A 24,415-nucleotide genomic window follows, 5' to 3' on the forward strand; every position below is an offset into this window, starting at 1 on the left:
ACGCGCGGCAGCATGTTCACACCGGTCGAATACTCTCTTCATCCAAATCGGCATCGAAGAATCGACGCAATGTCTGAATGTGGGTATCACTACTGATCGACTGACGCGCTTGCGTCAGCTTCTCTTCATAAATGGCCTGCCGCCACTCCAGTGGCGTCAATACCTGGGGATTATCGTCTTCAATAATGGTCAATTCAACCGGCTGACCGGCTGATTGACTCAGCGCTTCTGTTAGCGATTGCTTAGCAGAGGCAGAATTTAGATGCCGTTGGCTGCTACGCAAATGCAGCGTAATGCCGTTTTCGGCCACTTCTTTCCACGCGTTGAGCGCCACTTGCTGCACCAGTTTCGGCAGCGTCAGCGCGGCAATTTCCGCTGCCCACGCATCGCGCTGCTGGGCTTCTTCTGCCAGACGCAGCGCCAGCTCAGGCGTTTTCTCATGCTCCAGCGCTGAACGCAAGGCTTTTGGCGTCGCCACCGGTTCAGGCTTGTCTTCCACCGGCAACTGCGTTTTCCAGCGATAAGCTTCCGGTTTGGCTGGCGCTTTTACCGTGGATTCAGTGGCACGCTGCTGCACGCGTTCAGTGACACTGGCGAGACGTTCCAGCGCCGGATTCGCCGGCCGCGCGGAACGCGCTGCCGGCTCACTCTTTTTTGCTTTGCCGGCTCCCTGACGCAGCAACTGCGTTCGCGCCTGTAATAACTGGCTGGTGGAATCGGGGAGCAGATCGGGCGACGGCTGCATATCGGGATAATCATCCGACATTGGCGGTGCTTCGTTAACAGGTGGTGCCATTTGCGGCTGCGTTGCCGCAGGTTTTGCGCTGGCAGGCGCGGCGCTGGCGGCAACTTGCGGTGCGGCCTGCGGCATTAAGCTGGGACGCGCAACCGGTTCAGCAATAGTGGCTTGCGGATGAAACGCCAATGCGCGCAGCAGCGTCATTTCCACGCCGAGGCGACGATCCGGCGCCAGCGGCAAATCTTTGCGCCCCATCAACAGCGTTTGGTAATAAAGCTGCACATCGGCAGGCGGCAGCACGCGCGCGAGTTCACGCAGGCGATCGGCCTGGCTGATATCGTCATCACTGAGCGAACTCGGCAACAGTTGCACCATGGCGATGCGGTGCAGCAAGCGCAGCATTTCCACCAGCAGCGCTTCCCACTCCACGCCGCGCGACGCCGCCTGATTCAGCAGCGCCATCACCTGTTCACCCTGCCCATCAACCAGCGCTTCAATCAACGCCAACGGCTGTTCATCGTCGAGCGTACCCAGCATCTGCGCTACGGTGTCGCGGGTGACGCTGCCCTGCCCCATGGCAATCGCCTGATCGGTCAGGCTTAAGGCATCACGCATACTGCCGTCGGCAGCGCGCGCCAGCAGATGCAATGCGCGCGGCTCGGCAGCGATCTGCTCTTGCGTTAACACATGCGCCAGCTGTTGCTGAATCTGCTCGACGTCGAGCGCTTTAAGGTGGAATTGCAGGCAACGCGACAGAATGGTCACCGGCAGCTTCTGCGGATCGGTGGTCGCCAGCAGGAATTTAACGTGTGAAGGCGGCTCTTCCAGCGTCTTCAACAGTGCGTTGAAGCTGTGACGTGACAGCATGTGCACTTCATCGATCAAGTAGACCTTGAAGCGGCCACGCGCCGGGGCGTATTGCACGTTATCGAGTAAATCGCGCGTATCTTCGACTTTGGTACGCGAAGCCGCATCGATCTCAATCAGATCGACAAAACGGCCTTGTTCGATTTCGCGACAGTTATCGCATTGTCCGCACGGCGTCGAGGTGATGCCGGTTTCACAATTCAGCCCTTTTGCCAGCAGACGGGCGATGGAGGTTTTACCCACGCCGCGCGTGCCAGAAAAGAGATAAGCATGATGGATTCGTCCCAGTGACAACCCGTTGGCCAGCGCAGTCAGCACATGTTCCTGACCGACTACGTCAGCGAAAGCCTGGGGACGCCATTTTCGCGCAAGTACCTGATAGCTCATGTGGATTCAATCACTGGATTTTAGGGAGAAGGGAGAAAATGCAGCATCGCAAACCCTGTTTATTTTGGCAGTAGTTTAACAGCCACAACGGGATCAGCAACCGATAACTTTGCGGAGGTTGCGCCCCGCCACACCGCGGAGCGCACAGGCCTTAGTGGCCGGGGAAATTCACCAGGCTAAAGCACTGAACGCCCATGGCGGTCAGGCGTGCTTCACCGGTTAAATCGAACAGATTGATCACGAAGGCGGCATCTTTTACTTCACCACCGGCGCGGCGGATCAGTTTGACCGTCGCTTCCAGCGTCCCGCCGGTTGCCAGCAGATCGTCCACCACCAGCACCACATCGCCTGGTTTTATGGCATCTTTGTGCAGTTCCAGCGCATCAGTGCCGTATTCCAACTCGTAGCTTTCACTGAAGGTTTCACGCGGCAGTTTACCCGGCTTGCGCACCGGCACAAAACCCACGCCCAAACCCAACGCGACTGGCGCACCAAACAGGAAGCCACGTGCTTCGGTTCCCACCACTTTGGTGATGCCTTTGCCACGATAACGCTCAACCAGAATGGCGATCGACGCAGCATACGCCTGCGGATCTTCCATCAAACTGGTGACGTCGCGGAACAAAATGCCCGGCTTCGGATAGTCAGGGATGCTTTTGATGCTGTTTTTGATGAGTTCAAGCTGCTGCGCAGTTGCGGTCATAAATGTTACGCCTGGAGAAAATATCTAATACGCGCAGCTTCTCTAGCGCCAAACCCCGGAAACCGGGTTCAGGAGAGACGTTAATAGGGGAAGCCACACACGAAGATGCCCAAATCTATGCAAATACCCGGCTAAATGCAACCCTGACGCTACGGTTCAGCGTTGTCGCTGCTTTCTGCTACCACCGGAATGCGCCACATAAACAGCAGCAACAGGCACAACATCACGCCCAGCATCATGCGTACCCACAGCAGATTGACCAGATAGATTGACACAGAAAAGGTAATCACAATCAGCAACATGGCGCGCAACTTGGCACCGGGCGGCATCGCGCGATGCTGCTGCCAATGGCGGATATAACGACCAAACGGCGATTGCCACAGCAACCAATGATGAAAACGCGGCGAGGAACGGGCAAAACACCAGGCCGCCAGCAACACAAATGGCGTCGTCGGTAATAAAGGTAATACAATGCCCAGCGTTCCTAGCACAATCGCCAGCCAGCCCAGGCTCAGTAGTAAAATACGCTGCATGCCTGATGCCTGAAATGAGTCAAAACAGCGTTACGTTAACACAGACGGAAACAGAGTGATGCCCCAACCGCCCGCACAACAGCGCCTGCACGCCGTGCTAGATATACTGCGCCAGCAAATTGCGCAGCAGCCGGATGGTGCTTGTCGTCAGCCGCGTTTCGATACACAGCTGTTTCGCACCCGCGGCACACGCCTGGCCGATTATCTGAGTGAATTGGAAGGCAACATCAGCCAGTTAAGCGCCACGGATACCGATGTGGCGCGTCGTCAGTGGTTAGCAGAGAAAGTGGTCGATCAAATTGCCGCGTTGCAGCGTGAATGTCAGAGCCAACAACTGCGCGTACAGCGCGAACGTCCGCGTGTCGATCCGCGTCAGCACAAGCTTGATGAGTATCAAGGCTATGAACAACGCTTATTGACGATGATTGCACAGCGTGAGCAGCATTTGGCGCGCGCAGAAACCTTGAGCATCCAGCAGCAATTAATGCGTGAAGTCGATCAGCTGCAAGAGCGCCTGGCACGTTGCCGCGCGGCGATTTACAAACTGGAGCTGCAATTTACCGCCCGCTGATCGTTGCTGCTTTTCCTCTATACTCATGGCAATAGAAAGAGGAGCAAAATCATGACGCTGGTGATGTGGATAGTAATTGGCCTGGCCGCAGGCTGGTGCAAGCGAGTGATTTTTCCCGGCCGTCCGGGCGGATTCGTTCCCACGCTGATGCTGGCCATGATTGGCGCGCTGATTGGTGGCTATATCGCCACGTATTTTACCACCGGCGATCTTGCCACCCTTGCGCCAGCCGGATTTATCAGCGCGCTAATCGGCGCACTATTGATGCTGCTGGTCGCGGCAAAATTACGTATTTAGGAGGAGTGATGTCACTGGAGAGCGCACCGGATGAAGTGAAACTGGCCGTCGATTTGATTCAACTGCTGGAAGAGAATCAGGTTCCCACCGCCACGGTTTTAGCGGCGCTGGCGATTGTGCAGCGTGATTACCAGCAAAAACAGGCGGCGGAAACTAAGGCTGAGTGATGAGCGTCGGGCTAAGCCGCAGCATATCAAGAAATGCATCCACCAATTGCGGCGCATCTTCCGCCAGATCAAAGCTTTGTGGATTGAATAACCAGCTTTCCATCATGCCATTAATATAGCCGCGCATCAGCAGTGCGGCCTGGCGTGTGTTCAGTCCCGCCGGTAACTGACCCGCATCAATACAAAGACGTAGTACGTTTTCAATTCGATCGTAACACTCTTGCAGTAAACTTTGCTGCATGTCCTGTAACGTCGACATTTCGCCGACAAACTCACATTTATGAAAGATAATCTCCATTAATGCGCGTCTTTGCGGATCCTTTGCAGTGGCGTCAAGGATATAGATCAACATTGAACGTACAACAGAAAGTGGATCGCCAGGGTATTTTGTCTGATACTCAAGGTCCACATCGTCCAGCCCAGCGTCACAACGCAGCCAGATCTCATGTAATAGATCGGCTTTATTTTTGAAATGCCAGTAGATAGCTCCGCGCGTGACGCCGGCCGCTGTTGCGATATCCGCCAGAGACGTGGCGGCCACACCGTGTATAGAGAAGTGTGCTAATGCGGCGTCAAGTATTTGATGCCGTGTTTCAAGAGCTTGCGCTTTAGTCTTTCGTGCCATAGAGGGCTTTTTTTACAAACTATCAAGTTTACATACATTTGTGAATGTATGTACCATAGCACGACCCGTGTTTTAACGCAGCAATGGGTTTATCGGTTTGTGATCCATTGATCATTTGATATCGGACACTAGAGGTTTATTTATGAATAAAAACAGAGGATTAGCGCCTCTGGCGGCCGTCCTGATGCTTTCAGGCAGCTTTGTGTTAACAGGATGTGATGATAATAAATCCCAGCAAGCCGCCCAGCAGCAGCCCCCAGAAGTGGGTGTTGTGACGTTAAAAAACGAGCCATTGAAAATTACCACTGAGTTGCCGGGCCGTACTTCGGCGTTCCGCGTTGCGGAAGTTCGTCCTCAGGTGTCAGGTATTATTCTGAAGCGCAATTTTGTTGAAGGTAGTGACGTCAAAGCCGGTCAATCGCTGTATCAGATTGATCCCGCCACTTATCAGGCCGCGTATGACAGCGCGAAAGGCGATTTAGTCCAGGCCGAAGCCAATGCGCGCGTTGCGCAGTTAACTATCACCCGTTATAAGCCGCTGCTGGGTACTAAGTACATCAGTCAGCAGGATTATGACACCGCCGCGGGTACCGCCGCACAGACCGCCGCGGCAGTTCAGGCTGCCAAAGCCAATGTTGAAACCGCACGCATCAATCTGGCGTATACCAAAGTGACCTCGCCGATTAGTGGTCGTATTGGTAAATCGTCAGTGACCGAAGGTGCGTTAGTGTCCAGCGGGCAAACCACGGCGCTGGCAACGGTACAACAGCTCGATCCTATGTATGTCGATGTGACCCAATCCAGCGATGAATTCCTGCGTTTACGCGGTGAACTGGAATCGGGTCAGCTTAAACAGAATGACGGTAAAGCCAACGTCACCTTGTTGATGCAAAACGGTAGCGCATACAGCCAGCCAGGCACATTGGAATTCTCTGATGTGACCGTGGATGAAACCACCGGTTCAATTACCCTGCGTGCCATCTTCCCCAATCCGGACGGTCGCCTGCTGCCAGGCATGTTTGTACGTGCACGTCTGGACGAAGGTACCAATCCCAATGCATTGCTGGTGCCGCAACAGGGCGTAACGCGTACCCCTACCGGCCAGGCTACGGCGATGGTCGTCGGTGCAGATAACAAAGTGGAATCTCGTAATATCACCGCTAATCAGGCATTTGGCGACAAATGGCTGGTGACGGAAGGTCTTAAAGCAGGCGATCGGGTGATCACCACCGGTATCCAGCGTGCCAAACCGGGTGCGCAGGTAACGCCACAAGAAGTCTCCGATGATGCCAAAGCTGCGCCAGAATCACCGTCTGCTAAATCATCGTCATAAACAGGAGCCACTGATACATGGCTAAGTTCTTTATTGATCGCCCCATTTTTGCTTGGGTGCTCGCCATCATCATCATGTTGGCCGGTGTGCTATCGATTATCAGCCTGCCGATTGAGCAATATCCCAATGTTGCGCCGCCGGCGGTTGAAATCCAGGCCACTTACCCTGGTGCTGATGCGAAAACGCTGCAGGATTCGGTGACGCAGGTCATCGAGCAAAACATGAACGGTATCGATGGCCTGATGTATATGTCATCGAGCAGTGACTCGTCAGGTACGCTGACGCTGACGCTGACCTTCCAGTCAGGTACTGACGCGGATATTGCGCAGGTTCAGGTGCAGAACAAACTGCAGCTGGCCACGCCATTACTGCCGCAAGAAGTGCAGCAACAGGGGATTCAGGTTAAGAAATCCTCCAGTAGCTTCCTGATGGTGGCCGGTTTCGTCAGTGATGACGGCAGCATGACGCAGAACGATATCTCTGACTATGTTGCTTCTAACATCAAAGATCCGGTCAGCCGTATGCCTGGTGTCGGTGATACGCAGGTGTTTGGTGCGCAGTACGCGATGCGTATTTGGCTCGACCCGCACAAGCTGAACAACTATTCACTGACGCCAGTGGATGTGATCAGTGCATTGAAAGTACAGAACACCCAGATCGCCGCCGGTCAGTTGGGTGGTACGCCTCCAGTGCCGGGCCAGCAGCTGAATGCCTCGATCATTGCGCAAACCCGTCTGACTTCCGCAGACGAGTTCGGCAATATCTTGCTGAAAGTGAATCAGGACGGTTCGCAGGTGCGTCTGCGTGACGTGGCGAAAATTGAACTCGGTGGTGAAAACTACGAGATCATTGCCCGTTATAACGGTAAACCGGCTTCCGGTATCGGTATCAAACTGGCAACCGGTGCGAATGCGCTGGATACCGCTGATGCGGTTAAAGGCGAGCTGGCAAAATTGCAGCCGTTCTTCCCGGCTGGCATGAAAACCGTTTACCCGTATGACACCACGCCATTCGTTAAGATCTCGATTTTCGAAGTAGTGAAAACGCTGTTCGAAGCGATCGTGCTGGTGTTCCTGGTGATGTATCTGTTCCTGCAAAACTTCCGCGCGACGTTGATTCCAACCATCGCCGTTCCGGTCGTCTTGCTGGGTACTTTTGCGATTATCAGCGCCTTTGGCTACTCGATAAACACCCTGACGATGTTCGGGATGGTGCTCGCCATCGGCTTGCTGGTGGATGACGCCATCGTGGTGGTCGAGAACGTCGAACGTGTTATGGCTGAAGAAGGCTTGCCGCCGAAAGAAGCCACCAAACGTTCGATGGAGCAGATTCAGGGCGCATTGGTCGGTATTGCCTTGGTGTTGTCAGCGGTATTCATTCCGATGGCATTCTTTGGCGGTTCAACCGGCGTAATTTATCGTCAGTTCTCAATCACCATCGTTTCAGCGATGGCGCTGTCGGTGCTGGTGGCGTTGATTCTAACGCCAGCGCTGTGTGCCACCATGCTGAAACCCGTTAAGAAAGGCGAGCACGGCAAAACCACCGGTTTCTTCGGCTGGTTTAACCGCCTGTTTGATAAGAGCACCAACCACTACGTGGATAGCGTTGGCCACATTGTGCGTAGCACCGGCCGTTACTTGCTGATCTATCTGGTGATTGTGGTGGGCATGGCGTATTTGTTCCTGAAACTGCCAACCTCCTTCCTGCCGGAAGAGGATCAGGGTCTGTTACTGGCGCAGGCGCAGCTGCCGGCCGGCGCAACCCAGGAACGTACCCAGAAAGTGCTGGATCAAGTGACGGATTACTTCCTGAACAAAGAGAAAGACAGCGTGAATTCGGTGTTTACTGTTAACGGCTTCGGCTTTGCCGGTCGTGGACAGAACACCGGTATCGCGTTCGTCAGCCTCAAACCGTGGGATGAGCGTGGCGATGCCAACCTGAAAGTGCCTGCGATTGCCGGTCGTGCCATGAAGGCGCTCGGTCAAATCAAAGATGCGATGGTGTTCCCGTTCAACTTGCCAGCGATTATCGAATTGGGTAACGCCACCGGCTTCGACTTCATGTTGACCGATCAGGGTAACCTGGGTCACGAGAAGCTGACCGCCGCGCGTAACCAGTTGTTCGGCATGATTGCCCAGCATCCGGATACGTTGGTGGGCGTGCGTCCAAACGGTATGGAAGATACGCCGCAATACAAACTGATTATCGATCAGGAAAAAGCGCAGGCGTTGGGTGTGTCGCTGTCTGACATCAATACCACGCTGGGCTCCGCGTGGGGCGGTTCATACGTCAACGACTTCATCGACCGCGGTCGTGTGAAGAAGGTGTACGTCATGGGCCAGGCCGATTCACGTATGTTGCCGGACGATATCAGCAAGTGGTACGTGCGTAACAGCGGCGGCACCATGGTTCCGTTCTCCGCCTTCGCGTCGGCGAAATGGCAGTACGGTTCACCGCGTCTGGAACGTTATAACGGCTTGCCATCGATGGAGATTCTCGGCCAAGCAGCGCCAGGTAAGAGCTCCGGTGATGCGATGAACCTGATGGAACAACTGGCATCGAAACTGCCTGCGGGTATCGGTTACGACTGGACCGGCATGTCCTATCAGGAACGCTTGTCCGGTAACCAGGCACCAGCGCTGTATGCCATCTCGCTGATTGTGGTGTTCTTGTGTCTGGCAGCGCTGTATGAGAGCTGGTCGATTCCATTCTCAGTAATGTTGGTGGTACCGCTGGGTGTGGTCGGTGCGCTGATCTTCACCACGCTGCGTGGCTTGAGTAACGACGTCTACTTCGTGGTGGGCTTGTTAACCACCATAGGGTTGTCGGCGAAGAACGCCATCCTGATCGTTGAATTCGCTAAGGATTTGATGGAGAAGGAAGGCAAAGGCTTGGTTGAATCAACGCTGGAAGCATCTCGTATGCGTCTGCGTCCGATTCTGATGACCTCACTGGCCTTTATCCTTGGCGTAATGCCGCTGGCAATCAGCACCGGTGCCGGTTCTGGCGCACAGAATGCGGTAGGTACTGGCGTAATGGGCGGGATGGTAACAGCGACCGCGCTGGCTATCTTCTTCGTTCCGGTGTTCTTCGTGGTCGTGCGTCGTCGCTTTAGCAAGAACAAAGCGGAGATTGAACAGGGACATCCTGTCGAGCACAAACACTAAGTTCTCCTCCTGATGAAAAGGCCGCCGATGCGGCCTTTTTTATTGCCACTTCCCTGCCCTCGCCAATTCCTCATATTCGACACGGTTGCAATCATTCTGCTTCGGGTTCATACTATTGTTATAGTATAACATTACATATCGAGGTTATGATGAAACCGAATATCCATCCCCATTATCGCCCAGTGGTGTTCCACGACACCTCAGCTAACGAATATTTCAAAATCGGCTCCACGATTAAAACGGAGCGCACCATTGAGTTCGAAGGTGAAGTGTTGCCGTACGTGACGCTGGATGTTTCCTCTAAATCCCACGTGTTCTATACCGGCAAGCAGAAAGACTTCGCCAAAGAAGGCAGCACCGCGCGCTTCAACCAGCGTTTCGGTAGCTTCCTGACGCGCAACAAGTAAGCCGGAGAATTATCGTGCAGGTATTGAGTTCATTGCGGTCTGCCAAGACCCGTCACAAAGATTGCAAAGTGGTGCGTCGTAAAGGTCGCATTTATGTGATTTGCAAAACCAACCCGCGCTTTAAGGCGGTTCAGGGAAGAAAGAAAAAAAGGTAGGAAAGTGTCGTGATAATTGGCCGGGATGCTCCCCGGCCTTTTTTTTACTTCATGCTTTGCAACATGGTATCGACATTGTGCTTGAACGCAGCGACATAGGTCGCGGCTGGGCCATTGGCCTCTGACAACGCTTCTGGATACAATTCACCGCCCGGCTGTGCATTAGTTTCGCTGGCAATCTGTTTCACCAAACGCGGATCGGTTTGATTCTCCATAAAGTAAGTTTTGATGTGCTCGGCCTTCAGCTGTTTGATGATCGAGGCAACATCGCTGGCGCTGGCTTCGGCTTCAGTTGAGAAACCCACTGGCGCAAGGAAGCTCACGCCATAACGCTGGCCAAAATAACCAAACGCATCATGGCTGGTCAGCACTTTACGTTTGTTCTTTGGCACGTCGGCAAACGCTGTTTTCGCCCAACTATCCAGTTTCTGCAACTGCTGAATATAGCTTTCACCGCTTTTACGGATATCCGCCGCGTCTTGCGGATCGGCTTTGATCAACGCATTCATCACGTTGGTAGCGTAGATCATACCGTTTTGCATGCTGTTCCACGCGTGTGGATCGGTGACGGTTTTACCATCCTCTTCCATTTTGCGCGTGTTCACGCCGTTCGACGCAACCACAATGGTGCCTTTATAGCCTGAAGCGCTGATCAGGCGATCCATCCAGCCTTCCATGCCCAAACCACTAACAAATACCACGTCCGCTTTTGACAACGCCTGGCTATCCTGCGGCGTCGGTTCAAAGGTATGTGGATCGCCATTCGGGCCAACTAACGATTTAACCTGTACGTGCTCGCCGCCCACTTGCTTGACGATATCCGCCAGCACAGTGAAACTGGCTACAACATCTATGGTTTTCGCCATCGTCAGCGGGCTCGCTAACATCATGCCCATCGCCAAACTCAGCGGTAACTTTTTCATTCATATCCCCTTATTGGTTTCATTATTTACGGCGCAACAGGCCGCCACATGGTCCTGTCAAAACAGAAAGCAGAAATAGCACCGCAGCACTCAGCACCACCGCCGGTCCAGCCGGCAGCGAGAAATGCCACGATAAAATCAGTCCAACGAATGCGGAGATAATCGCCAGCAGCATGGCGATGCCGAGCATGCAGGCGAGATGGCGACTCCAGAAACGCGCGCTAGTGGCAGGCAGCATCATCAAACCCACCGACATCAAGGTGCCGAGTACCTGAAAACCGGCCACCAGATTGAGCACCACCAGCATCAGGAACAAGCCGTGCACCAGCGGCGCACTCCACTTGCCCTGCGCGCGCAGGAAGTCGGGATCAAAGGCATCAATCACCAATGGGCGAAAAATCACGGCCAACATCAGTAAAGTGAAGGCCGCAATCGCGCCGACCAGCAAGATGGCGGCGTTATCCACGGCCAGCAGCGATCCAAATAACACGTGCAACAGATCGACACTGGAACCGCGTAATGAGACCAGCGTGACGCCCAGCGCCAGTGAACCGAGGTAGAAGCCGGAGAAACTGGCATCTTCTTTTAAGTGGGTGTAACGACTGACCGCGCCCGAAAGCAACGCCACCGCCAATCCGGCAATCAAACCGCCAATTCCCATCGCCACCAACGATAATCCCGACACCAGATAGCCGATGGCAGCACCAGGTAATACCGCGTGTGATAAGGCATCGCCGACTAAACTCATGCGGCGGAGAGAGAGGAAAACCCCCAACGGCGTTGCGCTGAGCGCCAATGCCACGCAAGCAACCAGCGCGCGACGCATAAAACCAAATTCGATAAACGGTTGAATTAATGTCACGACGCGACCCTGCGTAATTGCGGCGTTTGTGCGGAATCCACTTCATCAAGCGAAAGCACATCCTGAAAATGACGTGCCACCAATGGGCGATCGTGCAGCACCACTAATAATGTGGTGCCGGCTTGCTGCTGCTGTTCGAGGATCGACATCAGCAACGCGACGGTTTGTGTATCAATGCCATTAAAGGGTTCATCGAGCAGCCAAAGTTGGCTACGTTGCAGCATTAAACGTGCGAACAGTACGCGCTGAAGTTGCCCGCCGGATAACGTGGATGGTTGAGCGTCGGCGAACTCGCGCATTTGCACCGCATCCAGCGCCGCATCAATTTCCAGACGCAACGCCCGATTGATGCCACCAAACCAGCCACAACGCGGCCAGCAACCCATCGCCACCAGTTCATACGCGGTTAAAGGAAAGCGGGTTTCGAGTTCACTGCGCTGCGGCAACCAACCCAGCGCTTTGCGTGAGATTTGTAATTCACAGCTTCCCGAAATAGGTGGCAATAAACCGGCAATGGTTTTTAGCAGGGTCGATTTTCCAGTGCCGTTGGCGCCAATCAGTGCCGTCATGCTGCCCGTTGCCAGCTCGCCATTCACCACTGGTGTGACTGCGCGCCCCTGATAGCCAGCCTGTAAGCAGTTGAATTGCATCATTTCTGCATTCCCCACCACAAAGCCAACGCTAAGAAGGCGATCAGCATTAGCGCAATCAGCAGGCGGCCGCCGAGTGAGAGAAGTAATCCGCTGTGATTCATCTTAAACAACCAAAAATGTTATAACATAACAATTATACTATCTGATTCTTACACGCTTATGCTTGAGCAAAAGTGTTTCAAAACTTGTTTTCTGATGTTTGCAGCCGCCGTAATTCACCGTTTTGGCCAGATTGAGTTATGAAACCCATCACAACGATTACTCTTTCTGTTTATTAGCGACTTGCAATATGTGGCGATAAGCTCAATGATATAAACATGATTCTTTTACTGGTTACCCAATGACGTCTATTATTCATTGTGATATTGCTATGAATGAGGACGATTGCGGAAAGTTACTGGGAATTATCCAGGGGAATATTCTCAAAATAGCCGAGGCATTAGCCGGTGATTTACAGTGGTATTCTCAAAACGCGCAATTAGTTCCCGACAGCTTCCACATTATTTCTATTCAGCCAAGTGACAACAATCGATTTAAAATGCTTTACGATTTCAGCTGGAATTTATTTAATCCTTGCCTGGATTTAAATGAAACATTTAAGCGTCGTGAAGAAGTGATGTTCCAGGTAACGCCCGGCGCGCTGGTGTTTGAAGTGATTGACAATACGCGCCCCTCTCCTGCCGACGAATTGTAATATTTGGTAATTGAGGTGAGCAAAGCTAATGATTGTGGATTACATTGAAGGAGTCGCTGAATACATTTTTATTCGTAATCGCTTCCTGGTAGCTTTTCCTAATCTCGCCGCGCTGCGGTAACTGTGCTAGCTATGGAGGGGAAAAAGATGGACGAATACTCACCGAAACGGCATGATATTGCCCAGCTTAAATACCTGTGTGAGAACTTGTTCGACGAAAGTATGGCGACCTTGACCGACAGCCATCATGGTTGGGTTAATGATCCTACTTCGGAAAGCAATTTACAGCTCAACGATTTGATTGAGCATATCGCTTCTTTCACAATGAATTACAAAATTAAGCACGTTGAAGATGAAGCCTTGATTACGCAAATCGATGAATATCTTGATGATACCTTTATGCTTTTTAGCAGTTATGGAATCAATACTCAGGATCTACAACGATGGCAGCGTTCAGCAAAACGTTTATTTAATCTGTTTGCCGAAGAGTGCGCTTATCTCCAACAACCTAGCCATTCCTTTTAGCATCAGACTGAGACCGGTTTATTTATGAGCAACCAAGCCTTAACCAAAACAGATTATTTGATGCGACTGCGCCGCTGTCGCTCAATCGATACGCTTGAAAGAGTGATCGAAAAAAACAAGTACGAATTACCTGATAATGAACTCGCGGTATTCTATTCTGCAGCCGACCATCGTCTGGCTGAACTGACGATGAATAAGCTGTATGACAAAGTGCCCGTTTCTGTCTGGAAGTTCGTCCGCTAAGATTTCTCCCCCAATCGCTTCGGTAATATCTTCGTTTAATCAAGGAATGATTCATCGGCAAAGGAGTGCCCGATTTCTCTGCGCATGAAATAAGTGGGTGTTTTTGGGCGGGCTAGAATTGGGTGGGGGCCCTGCCAGCTACATCCCGGCACACGCGTCGCCTGCTGCGGCTGCTTCCTTCCGGATCTGACCGAGTTCACAAGTTAGCGTTGCGGGAGAACCAACAGGGCCCCCATTGAGGTGCCCTCATTTCGAGAGCGCAGGCATTATCAAGTAAGCCCCTGGCAATTGCAAGCGCAGGCCCGACAACCGTTGGTTTCTTGCACAAGCACACAGCAATGCGCTGCTGTCTACCCTTCTGCATGCTAAAATTTGCCCCTTCCTGTTTGAAATAGGTGCGCGAATGAGCGACCAAAACAACTTCTCCGAGCGCGTTTGGCAAATCATTGCCGCCATTCCGAAAGGCAAGGTCACCACTTATGGCGATGTGGCGTTACTTGCGGGATCACCGCGTGCGGCGCGTCAGGTTGGCGGCGTGTTGCGGCGATTACCGCAAGGCAGCAAATTACCCTGGTTTCGCGTGATTAATCGTCATGGGCGAATTTCACTGCAAGGTGACGATCTGTTTCGCCAGCGCGATGCGTTAGAAGCGGAAGGCATTGAAGTGAGTGATGCAGGCGAAATCGAACTGGAAAAGTATCGCTGGGAATATTAGTGGCAAAACGAATGCTGTTTTGACCTTAGCAAACCGCACAATGATTAACACGCGCTATGTCATCGTTGTGAAGTAAAGCGTCACACGCCAGGGATGGCGTGTGCTGAGCGATCAGGGACGAGACAGCGGCTTTACGTAACAATGATGACGTACTGCGCGCTTTCTCGTCCAAAATCAAATTACAAACTTGTCGGCGCAGGCACCGAAGACGATGGCGTGACCTGCGTCGGTGACGTCGAAGGCACGATTGTCGCTGCTCCCGGCTGCGCGGGCATCGCCATATTAGTGACCGGCACCAACAGAAGTTCCGCTTTAGTTCCGCCCTGATTGATCACTGGTTTCACCGTATCGGTGATAAACGCCAGTTTGCCATCAATAGTAATCGCCGCACTCAGCAGAATGCGTGCATTAGGCTGAATGTCGGCTGGATTGAACGGCAAGACAAACTGGAACGGCGACTGCTTCCCTTCGGTGCGCACCGCGCGCTGCGACAGCACTTTCGATGGCGCATCGGCCAGGGAGGCATCCGCCAGCGTCACGGTCAAAACGGCATCCGGTGGCAGCGCAATACGCTGACGGATATACACCGAACCACTCACGTTAGGCTGCTTAATCGCATCCGGCTGCCCTACCACCGTTGAACCGAGCGTCGGGGTTGCAATCGGTTTACTGTGATCGGCACAACCGCTGATCGCCGCGGCCAAGGTAATACCGCTAATAACTTGCCAGAGTTTCATCGATGTCGTCTCCTTATGAACACTATGATTGTCGGCGGGTATTTTACTCCGTAGCTTTTCACCCGCTGAATGCCCTTAATTCTGGCACAAAAATCGGCTTTATGCCTAAAGCCACTGCCAGCTCGCTGAAATCACGGCAAAATCATTGACGGAAACTGGTCGGATCTTTCAAACTCACTCCATCGGTATTACTGAGGAATCCGCTATGAGCCAGGCACTGCACAACCTGCTTAATTTATTAAATTTGGAAAAACTGGAAGAAGGGTTATTTCGCGGGCAAAGCGAAGATCTTGGCCTGCGACAGGTGTTTGGTGGTCAAGTAGTGGGGCAAGCACTGTACGCAGCAAAGCAAACGGTGCCAGAAGATCGCATCATCCACTCATTCCACAGCTATTTCCTGCGCCCGGGCGATAGCCAGAAAGCCATCATTTATGATGTCGAAACGCTGCGTGACGGCAAAAGCTTCAGCGCTCGCCGCGTCAGCGCGGTGCAGAACGGCCAGCCGATCTTCTACATGACAGCGTCATTCCAGGCGCCCGAAAGTGGTTTTGAACATCAGAACACCATGCCGAAGGTGCCAGGCCCGGATAATTTGCCGTCAGAACAGGATTTGGCGCAAAAGCTGGCCGCCCATTTGCCGCTCAAACTGAAAGAGAAATTCCTCGCCGAACGCCCGTTGGATATCCGCCCGGTGCAGATTCACAATCCGCTAAAGGGGCGTGTCGATGAACCGGTACGTCAGGTTTGGATTCGTGCGAATGGCGCATTGCCAGATGACCGTCGCATCCACCAATATCTGCTGGGATATGCTTCCGATCTCAACTTCCTGCCGGTTGCGCTTCAGCCACACGGCAAAGGCTTCCTGGAGCCGGATATGCAAGTTGCCACTATCGATCACTCAATGTGGTTCCATCGCCCGTTCGATTTGACGGAATGGTTGCTGTATAGCGTGGTCAGCACCTCAGCATCTGGCGCGCGTGGTTTCGTTCGAGGTGAGTTTTATACGCAGGATGGCACCTTGGTGGCGACCACGGTGCAGGAAGGTGTGATGCGCCAACGCGACGCATAAAAAAAGGGGCGATATTATCGCCCCTTCTGCTTTTTATAGTTTTAGCGCACTGCTCTTCTTCAGCCCGGCTCTTACTGGTTGTAAGCGTTTTCGCCGTGGCTGTTCACATCCAGACCTTCACGTTCCTGATCTTCTGGAACACGCAGGCCAACAATCATATCTGCCAGTTTGAAGCCGATGAAGGCCACAACGGCGGTCCACACGATGGTGACGCCCACGCTGAACAACTGTACCCAAACCTGATGGCCCATGGTCACGCCTTCTGCGTAGCCCACGCCGCCCAGTGAAGAGGAAGCGAACACGCCAGTCAGGATACATCCGAGGATGCCACACACGCCGTGTACACCGAACACGTCACATGGGTCATCAACACGCAGCCATCTTTTCAGAGTAGTGACGCCCCAGATACCAGCCAAACCACCTGCCAGACCGATAATCAGCGCGCCGCCGACACCGACATAACCACAGGCTGGGGTAATCGCCACCAGACCCGCGATGAAGCCCGAGCAAGCACCGAGCAGAGAAGGTTTGCCACGCATCGCCCACTCGCCAAACACCCAAGACAGCACCGCACCCGCAGTTGCAACAACGGTGTTGAGGAACGCCAGCGCCGCGATTTCGTTAGCCGATGAAGCAGAACCGGCATTGAAGCCGAACCAGCCTACATACAGAATCGCAGTACCGAGGAACACCATCGGCAGGTTGTGCGGTTTGAAGGCTTCTTTGCCGAAACCAGCACGTTTACCCACCAGGTAAGCACCGACCAAGCCAGCAACCGCGGCGTTGATGTGAACAACCGTACCACCCGCGAAGTCGAGCGCACCGTCTTGCGCCAGCAAGCCACCAGCCCAAACCATGTGTGCGATTGGCAGGTAAGCCAGCGTCAGCCAGACCACCACGAAAATCAGCACCGCAGAGAAGCGAATACGTTCAGCCAGAGCACCAACAATCAGACCCACGGTGATACAGGCGAAGGAAGCCTGGAACGCCACGTGAATGTACTGGTAGAAGCTGCCCATAACGGCTTTCAGTTCGATATTTTTCAACATCGCCCACTGGAAGTTACCGAAGAAGGAGTTACCTTCGCTGAACGCCAGCGAGTAGCCATACAGCACCCACAGCACGCACACCAGAGAGAAGGTCACCGCCACCTGCGTTAACATTGACAGCACGTTTTTACCGCGAATCAAACCGCCGTAGAACAGCGCAATTCCCGGAATCGACATAAACAGTACTAACGCGGTACAGATCATCATAAAGGCGTTATCGGCTTTATCCGCTACGGCAGGAGCTGCCGCCATGGCCAGAGACGGTAACAGCGCGAGGCTAGCAAGGCCCAACTTCGTCATTACTTTATTCATTTCTTTCCATCCCATCACAATTCAGAGCCCCAGTTACAGTGCTGCTTCGTCGGTCTCGCCGGTACGAATACGGATAACGCGCTGTAGTTCTGCGACGAAAATCTTACCGTCGCCAATTTTGCCGGTATAAGCGGCTTTGCTGATGACATCGACCACTTCGTCAAGTTGATCGTCCGCAATAGCGATATCAATTTTTACTTTTGGCAGGAAGTTAACGCTGTACTCGGCACCGCGATAAAGCTCTGCGTGACCTTTCTGGCGACCGAAACCTTTCACCTCGGTAACTGTCAGTCCCTGAATGCCAATAGAGGATAAGGCTTCACGCACGTCCTCCAGCTTGAATGGTTTGATTACCACGGTAACCAGCTTCATACGTTCCCCTCCAGATAAGAAATTGAGTGAGTCTTCGCGGACACGCAGAGATATAAGCAAACGCTGTGCCATAAATAAAAAAAGGGGAATGTCAGTAGCATAGGCGCGCTGCATCGCGCTTCGTTATGTGATGCGCGACGCAATTTGGGGAGAGAGAACAGAAAAGGTGTTGCATTAACGCACCAATTTGGTGCTTTAAGCCTCAAAGAAGTGCATCAATACAGAACATTCCGAGAAAACTGTGCAAAAAAGGTGCAATTCACCCTTCAGCGTGTACGGGAATGCCCGCCGCGAGTTCATCGCCCGCTTGTTGCAATTGATACATCTGCCAATAACGACCTTGCTCGGCCAGCAATTCAGCATGCGTACCGCGTTCAACAACCTGGCCGCGATGCAGCACCAAAATCTGATCGGCTTCAGTGATGGTGGAAAGCCGATGTGCAATCACCACCAAGGTACTGTGCTGACGCAACGCACGTAACGCATGCTGGATCGCCTGCTCGGTGCCGGAATCGATATTGGCGGTGGCTTCGTCGAGGATCAGAATCTGCGGCAATGACACCAACACGCGCGCCAGCGCCAGCAATTGCTTCTGCCCAACCGAAAGATTATTGCCCTGCTCGCCCAGCCGCGTATGAATGCCCTCCGACATACTGCGCGCCAGCGGTGCCAGTTGCACCGTTTCCAGCGCTTGCCACACTTGCTCTTCCGGGATATCACGGCCTAAACGCACGTTGGCCAGCAATGAATCGGCCAGCACCACCGGATCTTGCTGCACCATCGCCACGCTTTGACGCAATGCCGCATGGGAAAGCTGCGGCAGCGGTCGACCATCGAGTTCAATCGAACCGCGCGTCACCGGGTAATAGCCCATCAGCAAGTTGGCTAAGGTACTTTTGCCGCTGCCAGTATGCCCAACCAGCGCGACAAAATTGCGCGACGGCACATCAAGATTGATGTTGCTCAACACATCACGGTCATCGCGATAGGCAAAACTGACCTCGCGCAGTGTGATGCTACCGGATTTAAGCGGTTGGCTATCGCCGCCGTAACCTTGTTGGTCAGCATCCATCAGCTCGAAGATACGTTCGCCGGAAACCACCGCTTGTTGCAGCATTGATTGCTGGGTGGTGAGCTCAATTAGCGGTTCGTTGAGACGTCCCAAATAGGTGATAAACGCGTACAACACGCCGACTTCAAACACCCCGGGTGTGGCAAAGCTGAACAACATCAGCAAGCCACACAGAATCATGGCTGAAAACAGGCTCAACAAAGGGCGCAGCAAGAAGCCATCAAGACGCAACGTTTCCATGCGTGCCAGATAATGCGAGCGGCTGGCTTCCCCCATGCGTTCGCCGAAACGCGCTTGCTGGCGGAACTGCTGGATCACGCTCATGCCGTTGATCACTTCGTTAAAGCCGTTGTTGATGTCCGCCAGATAACTGCGTACGCGGCGCGCGATTGGCGTACTGTAGCGCTGATAAATTAGCATCACCGTCAGCACCAGCGGGAAGATCACAATCGCCACCAGCGCCATGCGCCAATCCAGCGAGAACATCGCCACTAGCATGGCACCAATCAGCGCGGCAGCACGTAAAACCGTGGCGACCACGGTGACATACAGATCTTTGATCACTTCGGTGTCGTTGGTGACACGAGAGATAATTTGCCCCACCGGCTGGGTATCAAATGCGCTAAGCGGTTGGCGCAGCGCGGCGTTCATCACATCGACGCGCAATTGCTGCACCACGCCAATCGCGGCGCGGTTAAACAGCAACGCCTGAAAATAGTGCAAACCGGCGGCTAATAATTGCAGCAGCACAAAGCCCACCAGCAATCCCGCCACAATGCCCCACGGCATTTGATGTTTTGCCACTAAATTATCAATGAAGTAGCTCACCAACACCGGTCCGGTGACTTCTGCCGCCGCCGCGATCCACAGCATGCCAACCGCCAGCCACAGCGATTTGCGCCACGGTTTGCCATACGCCAGCAGGCGTTTCAGCGTTGGCCACAAAGGTTTTGCTTTAGCCACGGATCGCTCCTTCTGCCACTTCATCCTCATCCAACGCCGCTTCCAATTGCTGATAACGGTACATATCGCGATACCAACCTTCATTTGCCGCCAGTGTGTCATGATCGCCACGCTGCGCTACCGCGCCTTGTTGCAGCACCAGAATTTCGCTGGCTTCGGTTAGCGCCGACAAGCGATGCGCGCTGATAATCAAAGTGCGGCCTTTGCCCCAAATGCGCAGGTTATGCAGAATGTCATGTTCGGTGCGGCCGTCTACCGCTGAAAGTGCATCATCCAGAATCAGGATTTCGGCGTTCAGCAGCAGCGCACGGGCAATCGCGATGCGTTGTTTTTGTCCACCGGATAACATCACGCCGCGCTCACCCACTTCGGTTTCATAACCTTGCGGCAAACGTAAAATATCGTCGTGCACGCAGGCCATTTGCGCCACGCGCTCCAACTCTTCCTGCGTTGCATTGGGCCGACCTAATGCCAGATTATTGGCGATGGTATCTGAGAACAGGAATGGCGTTTGGCTGACCACCGCCAAACGGCTGCGCCAGCTATCGAGTCGCAACTGCGGCAACGGCGTGTTGTGGTAGCGAATGTCGCCCTGATCGATATCGAAATGACGTTGGATCAGGCTCAACAAGGTACTCTTGCCGCAGCCAGTGGGTCCGCACAAACCGAGCATTTGCCCCGGTTTCAGTTGGAAATTGACATGACTAAGCACCGCGCTGGAGCTGGCCGGATAACGGAATTCGCGAATCGCCACCTGCAATACGCCAGGTTCCGATGGCAGAATTTTTTGCCCATCTTCCACCGCTGGGGCTTCGTTCAGCAGCGCACGGATACGACTCCACGCCGCACTACCGCGCTCGACGATGTTGATCATCCATGCCAACGCCAGCATCGGCCAAATCATTAAACCGAGATACATCACGAAACTGGTGAGCTGGCCGAGCGTCAAATTACCTTCCCATACCATCCAGCCGCCGCCGGCAATCGCCAGCAAATTGGAGAAGCCAACGGCGATATAAATGATCGGATCGAAACGCGCATCAACGCGCGCCACATGCAGGTTTTTCTTGCCAGTATCCGCCGCTATCCCAGCGAACTGCTGCGATTGATGATCTTCCAGACCAAAGGCTTTGATCATGCGAATACTGGTCAGGCTTTCTTGCGTTTGATCGTTGAGGCTGGAGAACGCCGCCTGCGCCACTTTGAATCGCTGATGCAGACGCGCGCCGTCTTTTTGGATGGCGAATGCCATAATTGGCATCGGGATCAGCGCCAATAACGTCAGTTCCCAGCTGATTTGCGTACTCATTACAATCAGCACCACCAAACCCATCACCAGCGAATCCACCAGCGTCAGCACGCCTTCACCGGCTGCGAATACCACGCGATCCACATCGTTGGTGGCGCGCGCGATCAGATCGCCGGTGCGATGACGCAAATAAAAAGCGGGATGCTGGCGGCTGAGTTGACGATAGAAATCTTCGCGCAGTTCGACCGCTAATTGGTAGGAGGCGCCAAACAACAGCACGCGCCAAACGTAACGCAGCAGATAGACGATCACCGCAGTGACCAACATCACGCCGATCCACATGAAGATCTGGCCAGTACTGAGGCGATGTTGCGTTACGCCATCAACAATCACGCCCACCACATGCGGCGGCAATAATTGCAGCAAAGCAATCACGATCAGCAAGCTGACGGCGCCCAGATATCGCCGCCACTCGCGCAAAAAATACCAACTTAACTGGCTGAATAATCGCACAAGCGTGTCTCTTTCTTTGCCCTTAGGGCGCTACCGGCAATGCGGTGGTATATTTAATCTCTTCCATGGCAAAACTGGATGTCACATCCATCAGCCCCGGTACGCCGTTCACCAGGCGCTTATAAAAGCTGTCGTAGCTCTTCATGTCTGCGACCTGAATACGCAGCAAATAATCGTATTCACCCGCCATACGGTAAAACGCCATCACTTCCGGCATTTGTTGCACCACGGCGACAAATTGCTTAAACCACTCGCTGCTGTGCTGCTGCGTTTTAACAAACATAAAGGCAGTGAGCGATAAACCGATCTTCTCGCCGTCGAGCAGCGCCACGCGCGCACGAATAATGCCATCATCTTCCAGTTTTTTCAGGCGTTTCCAGCACGGCGTGGTGGTGAGATTGACCGCATCGGCCAGGTTTTGCAGCGACAACGTACAATCCTGCTGCAATAGCGCCAGCAAAGTGCGGTCAGTTTTATCTAACATTTGCCACTCCAGGAGAAAATTTTTCTCTAATCTCGCCATTATAGCGCGGTTTTAGCAACCTCTTTTTCCTGCCAGTGCCTTAGAATATGCCCAATAATGATTACGGAAACGCAACATGCAAACACTCTGGGTTCGCCACGCTATTAATGAAATTAACGCCGACTTTCAGCGCTCGGCAGATACCCATTTGATCCGCTTCAAGCTAGATGATTTTCCAGGCATTCACTTTTACCTCAAAGATGAAAGCACCCATCCCAGCGGCAGCCTGAAGCACCGCCTGGCGCGTTCGCTGTTTCTGTATGGATTGGCGAATGGCTGGATCAATGAAAACACGCCGATCATTGAAGCGTCTTCTGGCAGCACGGCGGTTTCAGAGGCTTACTTTGCGCAATTGTTAGGTTTGCCGTTTATCGCCGTAATGCCTGCCAGCACCGCGAAACGCAAAATCGAGATGATTCGTTTTTATGGCGGCGAATGCCATTTCGTTGCCGATCCTTGTCAGCTGTACAGCGAATCAGAACGCCTGGCGCGTGAACTCAACGGTCACTTTATGGATCAGTTCACCTATGCCGAGCGCGCCACCGATTGGCGTGGCAACAACAATATCGCCGAGAGCATTTTCCGTCAGATGTCGCATGAACCGTTCCCGGTGCCGCATACCTTGATCATGAGCGCGGGCACCGGCGGCACCTCGGCGACGTTGGGCCGCTACATCCGCTATCAAGGGCATAACACGCGCTTGTTGGTGGTTGATCCGCAGCATTCGGTATTCTTTGACTACTGGCACAGTCGCGACAATACGTTGCGTAGTGAACGTGGCAGCGCCATTGAAGGGATTGGTCGTCCGCGCGTTGAGCCGTCATTTATGCCTGCGGTGATTGATGAAATGATCAAAGTGCCGGATGGCGCAACGGTAGCTGCGATGCTGCAACTGGAGAAAATCCTCGGTCGTCGCCCTGGCGCCTCAACTGGCACCAACTTCTGGGGCATGTTGCAGGTAGCAAAACGCATGCGCGAAAACGGCGAACAGGGTTCATTAGTGACGTTGCTGTGCGACAGCGGCGAGCGTTATCCCGACACCTATTACAATCCAGAGTGGGTTCAGCAGAATATCGGCGATATCGAGCCGTGGGTGCGTGAGCTGCAATAAAAAACCGGACATCATGTCCGGTTCACTGTAAGCCTCAGCATTCGGGGGAATAATCGAGGTGTGGTGTGGTCATCCAGTGATTTAAGTAGTGAGACACCGCCTGTGTCTCGCAATGTCCGATAACCGGTAAATGCGGCAACGACGCTTTAAGTTGATTCATTGCGTTGCCCATAATGAAACCGTTGCCCACCCGCTCCAGCATTTCGCGATCGTTCATCGCATCACCAAATGCCATGCAATCCTCCAGCGTCAGCGAAAGATGCTCGCACAAACGGCCCAGCGCCGCGCCTTTATGGCAATCAACCGGCAATACTTCTAAACAATCCCACGCTGAGAAGCAGATATTGGCCCGCTCGCCCAATGCGGCCTGCAGCTCGGTGCGTAATGCTTGCAGCATCTCATGTGGCGCAATAAAACAAATTTTGGTCACTTCATGGGCCGACATTTGGCGTAAATCACGTAATTGATAATGGAAACCGCTCATCGCATGCGCTTCCAGCGCGCCCAGCAACGGTTTATCAGTGAACCAGCCTTCATCGTTGAAGATATGAATCGACGCTAGCGTTTGCCAATGGGTGTGAATCACCTCTTCCGCCACCGATGAGGTTAAATCACAGCCATAAAGTTGATTGCCTTCTAAGTCGTGAATGCGCGTGCCGTTGCCGGTAATCAGCCAGGCCGGCAAGGTGATTTGTTCACGTACGCGCTGCATATCCATCAAATGACGTCCGGTGGCAAAAGTCAGCGTGACATCGCGTTGGTGCAATGCATGTAGGGTCGCCAGCGTTTCATTACCTAATCGATGCGTTGGCAGCAACAAGGTGCCGTCCATATCAAATGCCGCGAGGCGAGCCATGCAAATTCTCCTGTCTGAATGAG

At 53.3% G+C, this 24,415-nt stretch carries 27 protein-coding genes, 1 other RNA gene and 1 other annotated feature; of the genes, 13 read left to right on the forward strand and 15 right to left on the reverse strand.

The genetic code is table 11. From position 1 onward, the window contains the following. Positions 1-16: 16 nt before the first annotated feature. From dnaX to ACPUC7_RS12635, 3 genes are all read right to left on the reverse strand, one after another. Complete coding sequence (gene dnaX / locus ACPUC7_RS12625) at positions 17-1,993, reverse strand: DNA polymerase III subunit gamma/tau (protein WP_494923170.1); 1,977 nt, start codon at positions 1,991-1,993, stop codon at positions 17-19. Continuing rightward, positions 614-675, reverse strand: a sequence feature (DnaX frameshifting element). It overlaps the preceding gene by 62 nt. Positions 1,994-2,144: 151 nt before the next feature. Then, positions 2,145-2,696 carry an adenine phosphoribosyltransferase gene (apt, locus tag ACPUC7_RS12630; RefSeq protein ID WP_494923171.1) on the reverse strand — a complete coding sequence of 184 codons (552 nt, stop codon included), beginning with the start codon at positions 2,694-2,696 and terminating at the stop codon, positions 2,145-2,147. A 149-nt stretch (positions 2,697-2,845) separates the two neighbouring features. Continuing rightward, the gene (locus tag ACPUC7_RS12635) at positions 2,846-3,229 is read right to left on the reverse strand and encodes a DUF454 family protein (protein WP_494923172.1); all 384 of its coding nucleotides are present in this window, start codon (positions 3,227-3,229) and stop codon (positions 2,846-2,848) included. A 58-nt stretch (positions 3,230-3,287) separates the two neighbouring features. On the opposite strand from ACPUC7_RS12635, the gene priC reads away from it, so the two are divergent. Genes priC through rsmS form a run of 3 tightly spaced genes read left to right on the forward strand, consistent with a single transcriptional unit; the run spans position 3,288 to position 4,264 of the window. Next, positions 3,288-3,800: a primosomal replication protein PriC gene (gene priC / locus ACPUC7_RS12640; RefSeq protein ID WP_494923173.1), complete on the forward strand. Its 513-nt coding sequence runs from the start codon at positions 3,288-3,290 to the stop codon at positions 3,798-3,800. A 51-nt stretch (positions 3,801-3,851) separates the two neighbouring features. Then, complete coding sequence (locus ACPUC7_RS12645; RefSeq protein ID WP_343552204.1) at positions 3,852-4,097, forward strand: GlsB/YeaQ/YmgE family stress response membrane protein; 246 nt, start codon at positions 3,852-3,854, stop codon at positions 4,095-4,097. Between the two features lie 8 nt (positions 4,098-4,105). Beyond that, positions 4,106-4,264 (forward strand): pleiotropic regulatory protein RsmS, encoded by a 159-nt coding sequence (gene rsmS / locus ACPUC7_RS12650; protein ID WP_343552205.1) that lies wholly within the window; start codon positions 4,106-4,108, stop codon positions 4,262-4,264. Here the strand turns inward: rsmS and acrR are convergent. Further along, positions 4,251-4,889: a multidrug efflux transporter transcriptional repressor AcrR gene (acrR, locus tag ACPUC7_RS12655; protein ID WP_494923174.1), complete on the reverse strand. Its 639-nt coding sequence runs from the start codon at positions 4,887-4,889 to the stop codon at positions 4,251-4,253. The genes rsmS and acrR overlap by 14 nt on opposite strands. Positions 4,890-5,031: 142 nt before the next feature. Between acrR and ACPUC7_RS12660 the strand changes: the two genes are divergently transcribed. The 4 genes from ACPUC7_RS12660 (at position 5,032) to ykgO (ending at position 9,951) form a co-directional block, all read left to right on the forward strand. Beyond that, on the forward strand, positions 5,032-6,222 hold the full coding sequence (locus tag ACPUC7_RS12660) for an efflux RND transporter periplasmic adaptor subunit (protein WP_343552208.1): 1,191 nt from the start codon (positions 5,032-5,034) through the stop codon (positions 6,220-6,222). Positions 6,223-6,239: 17 nt separating this feature from the next. After that, on the forward strand, positions 6,240-9,389 hold the full coding sequence (locus ACPUC7_RS12665; RefSeq protein WP_494923175.1) for an efflux RND transporter permease subunit: 3,150 nt from the start codon (positions 6,240-6,242) through the stop codon (positions 9,387-9,389). 149 nt (positions 9,390-9,538) lie between these two features. Then, positions 9,539-9,796 carry a type B 50S ribosomal protein L31 gene (locus tag ACPUC7_RS12670; protein WP_343552210.1) on the forward strand — a complete coding sequence of 86 codons (258 nt, stop codon included), beginning with the start codon at positions 9,539-9,541 and terminating at the stop codon, positions 9,794-9,796. A 14-nt stretch (positions 9,797-9,810) separates the two neighbouring features. Continuing rightward, on the forward strand, positions 9,811-9,951 hold the full coding sequence (gene ykgO / locus ACPUC7_RS12675; RefSeq protein ID WP_008103894.1) for a type B 50S ribosomal protein L36: 141 nt from the start codon (positions 9,811-9,813) through the stop codon (positions 9,949-9,951). 44 nt (positions 9,952-9,995) lie between these two features. Here ykgO and ACPUC7_RS12680 read toward each other — a convergent pair whose 3' ends face one another. From ACPUC7_RS12680 to ACPUC7_RS12690, 3 genes are read right to left on the reverse strand one after another with little or no spacing between them, the layout of a single operon-like run. Further along, positions 9,996-10,874, reverse strand: coding sequence for a metal ABC transporter substrate-binding protein (locus ACPUC7_RS12680; protein WP_494923176.1), 879 nt, complete (start codon positions 10,872-10,874; stop codon positions 9,996-9,998). 22 nt (positions 10,875-10,896) lie between these two features. Then, complete coding sequence (locus ACPUC7_RS12685) at positions 10,897-11,736, reverse strand: metal ABC transporter permease (protein ID WP_343552212.1); 840 nt, start codon at positions 11,734-11,736, stop codon at positions 10,897-10,899. Further along, on the reverse strand, positions 11,733-12,389 hold the full coding sequence (locus ACPUC7_RS12690; RefSeq protein ID WP_494923178.1) for a metal ABC transporter ATP-binding protein: 657 nt from the start codon (positions 12,387-12,389) through the stop codon (positions 11,733-11,735). Before ACPUC7_RS12690 ends, ACPUC7_RS12685 begins: the two co-directional genes overlap by 4 nt. A 340-nt stretch (positions 12,390-12,729) precedes the next feature. Between ACPUC7_RS12690 and ACPUC7_RS12695 the strand changes: the two genes are divergently transcribed. The 3 genes from ACPUC7_RS12695 to hha all read left to right on the forward strand — a co-directional run bounded on the left by ACPUC7_RS12695 (position 12,730) and on the right by hha (position 13,851). After that, positions 12,730-13,083, forward strand: coding sequence for a hypothetical protein (locus ACPUC7_RS12695; RefSeq protein WP_494923179.1), 354 nt, complete (start codon positions 12,730-12,732; stop codon positions 13,081-13,083). Between the two features lie 147 nt (positions 13,084-13,230). Beyond that, positions 13,231-13,608, forward strand: a complete 378-nt coding sequence (tomB, locus tag ACPUC7_RS12700) for an Hha toxicity modulator TomB (RefSeq protein WP_007886936.1) — start codon at positions 13,231-13,233, stop codon at positions 13,606-13,608. Positions 13,609-13,632: 24 nt separating this feature from the next. Then, the gene (hha, locus tag ACPUC7_RS12705; RefSeq protein WP_007886938.1) at positions 13,633-13,851 is read left to right on the forward strand and encodes a hemolysin expression-modulating protein Hha; all 219 of its coding nucleotides are present in this window, start codon (positions 13,633-13,635) and stop codon (positions 13,849-13,851) included. Positions 13,852-13,980: 129 nt separating this feature from the next. On the opposite strand, the gene ffs is transcribed toward hha, so the two are convergent. Beyond that, positions 13,981-14,077, reverse strand: an RNA gene (gene ffs / locus ACPUC7_RS12710) — signal recognition particle sRNA small type. Positions 14,078-14,254: 177 nt separating this feature from the next. Here ffs and ACPUC7_RS12715 point away from each other — a divergent pair. Next, positions 14,255-14,566, forward strand: coding sequence for an MGMT family protein (locus ACPUC7_RS12715; RefSeq protein WP_494923180.1), 312 nt, complete (start codon positions 14,255-14,257; stop codon positions 14,564-14,566). Between the two features lie 179 nt (positions 14,567-14,745). Here the strand turns inward: ACPUC7_RS12715 and ACPUC7_RS12720 are convergent, their stop codons facing one another. Beyond that, positions 14,746-15,303, reverse strand: coding sequence for a YbaY family lipoprotein (locus tag ACPUC7_RS12720; protein WP_494923181.1), 558 nt, complete (start codon positions 15,301-15,303; stop codon positions 14,746-14,748). A gap of 205 nt (positions 15,304-15,508) precedes the next feature. On the opposite strand from ACPUC7_RS12720, the gene tesB reads away from it, so the two are divergent. Further along, positions 15,509-16,372, forward strand: coding sequence for an acyl-CoA thioesterase II (gene tesB / locus ACPUC7_RS12725; RefSeq protein ID WP_494923182.1), 864 nt, complete (start codon positions 15,509-15,511; stop codon positions 16,370-16,372). Positions 16,373-16,443: 71 nt separating this feature from the next. Here the strand turns inward: tesB and amtB are convergent, their stop codons facing one another. From amtB to ACPUC7_RS12750, 5 genes are all read right to left on the reverse strand, one after another. Beyond that, positions 16,444-17,733, reverse strand: coding sequence for an ammonium transporter AmtB (gene amtB / locus ACPUC7_RS12730; protein ID WP_343552218.1), 1,290 nt, complete (start codon positions 17,731-17,733; stop codon positions 16,444-16,446). Between the two features lie 33 nt (positions 17,734-17,766). Beyond that, positions 17,767-18,105: a P-II family nitrogen regulator gene (glnK, locus tag ACPUC7_RS12735; protein ID WP_007886947.1), complete on the reverse strand. Its 339-nt coding sequence runs from the start codon at positions 18,103-18,105 to the stop codon at positions 17,767-17,769. Positions 18,106-18,364: 259 nt separating this feature from the next. Next, complete coding sequence (locus ACPUC7_RS12740) at positions 18,365-20,170, reverse strand: SmdB family multidrug efflux ABC transporter permease/ATP-binding protein (RefSeq protein WP_494923183.1); 1,806 nt, start codon at positions 20,168-20,170, stop codon at positions 18,365-18,367. Continuing rightward, positions 20,133-21,902, reverse strand: coding sequence for a SmdA family multidrug ABC transporter permease/ATP-binding protein (locus tag ACPUC7_RS12745; RefSeq protein ID WP_494923184.1), 1,770 nt, complete (start codon positions 21,900-21,902; stop codon positions 20,133-20,135). Before ACPUC7_RS12745 ends, ACPUC7_RS12740 begins: the two co-directional genes overlap by 38 nt. A 22-nt stretch (positions 21,903-21,924) precedes the next feature. After that, positions 21,925-22,386 carry an Lrp/AsnC family transcriptional regulator gene (locus ACPUC7_RS12750; protein WP_494923185.1) on the reverse strand — a complete coding sequence of 154 codons (462 nt, stop codon included), beginning with the start codon at positions 22,384-22,386 and terminating at the stop codon, positions 21,925-21,927. Positions 22,387-22,501: 115 nt separating this feature from the next. Here ACPUC7_RS12750 and ACPUC7_RS12755 point away from each other — a divergent pair, with 115 nt between their 5' ends. Then, positions 22,502-23,536: a PLP-dependent cysteine synthase family protein gene (locus ACPUC7_RS12755; protein WP_494923186.1), complete on the forward strand. Its 1,035-nt coding sequence runs from the start codon at positions 22,502-22,504 to the stop codon at positions 23,534-23,536. A 34-nt stretch (positions 23,537-23,570) separates the two neighbouring features. Here ACPUC7_RS12755 and cof read toward each other — a convergent pair whose 3' ends face one another. Further along, positions 23,571-24,392 carry an HMP-PP phosphatase gene (gene cof, locus ACPUC7_RS12760; protein ID WP_494923187.1) on the reverse strand — a complete coding sequence of 274 codons (822 nt, stop codon included), beginning with the start codon at positions 24,390-24,392 and terminating at the stop codon, positions 23,571-23,573. Positions 24,393-24,415: the final 23 nt, after the last annotated feature.

This window comes from Pantoea sp. CFCC18179, assembly GCF_059412405.1.